Origin of the sequence: Pseudoalteromonas sp. c7(2019) (genome assembly GCF_011378625.1) — a bacterium.
Taxonomy (GTDB): Bacteria; Pseudomonadota; Gammaproteobacteria; order Enterobacterales; family Alteromonadaceae; genus Pseudoalteromonas; species Pseudoalteromonas arctica.
Genome location: NZ_WTKS01000041.1, coordinates 341 through 1,270, shown reverse-complemented (window position 1 = coordinate 1,270; position 930 = coordinate 341). Strand labels below are relative to the sequence as shown.

The window sequence follows — 930 nt, the reverse complement described above, 5'->3', positions numbered from 1 at the left end:
GGGAACTGAAACATCTAAGTACCCTTAGGAAAAGAAATCAACCGAGATTCCGATAGTAGCGGCGAGCGAAATTGGAACAGCCCTTAAGCTGTTTAAAAGTTAGTGGAAGGCTCTGGAAAGTGCCACGGTACAGGGTGATAGTCCCGTACACAAAAACTTCTTTACAGTGAAAACGAGTAAGACGGGACACGAGAAATCCTGTTTGAATATGGGGGGACCATCCTCCAAGGCTAAATACTCCTAATTGACCGATAGTGAACCAGTACCGTGAGGGAAAGGCGAAAAGAACCCCTGTGAGGGGAGTGAAATAGAACCTGAAACCGTGTACGTACAAGCAGTAGGAGCGGACTTAGTTCCGTGACTGCGTACCTTTTGTATAATGGGTCAACGACTTAATTTCAGTAGCAAGGTTAACCATTTAGGGGAGCCGTAGGGAAACCGAGTCTTAACTGGGCGAATAGTTGCTGGGATTAGACCCGAAACTTGGTGATCTAGCCATGAGCAGGTTGAAGGTTGAGTAACATCAACTGGAGGACCGAACCCACTAATGTTGAAAAATTAGGGGATGACTTGTGGCTGGGGGTGAAAGGCCAATCAAACCAAGAGATAGCTGGTTCTCCTCGAAAGCTATTTAGGTAGCGCCTCATGTATCACTGTTGGGGGTAGAGCACTGTTAAGGCTAGGGGGTCATCCCGACTTACCAACCCTTTGCAAACTCCGAATACCAACAAGTGCAATCATGGGAGACACACGGCGGGTGCTAACGTCCGTCGTGGAAAGGGAAACAACCCAGACCGCCAGCTAAGGTCCCAAAGTATATGTTAAGTGGGAAACGATGTGGGAAGGCTTAGACAGCTAGGATGTTGGCTTAGAAGCAGCCATCATTTAAAGAAAGCGTAATAGCTCACTAGTCGAGTCGGCCTGCGCGGA

1 rRNA gene (running past one end of the window) is annotated in these 930 nt (G+C 48.1%); it reads left to right on the top strand.

The features are described from left to right. A 23S ribosomal RNA gene (locus tag GQR38_RS19885) occupies positions 1-930 on the top strand (its annotated part continues 340 nt past the right edge of the window); the annotation flags it as partial.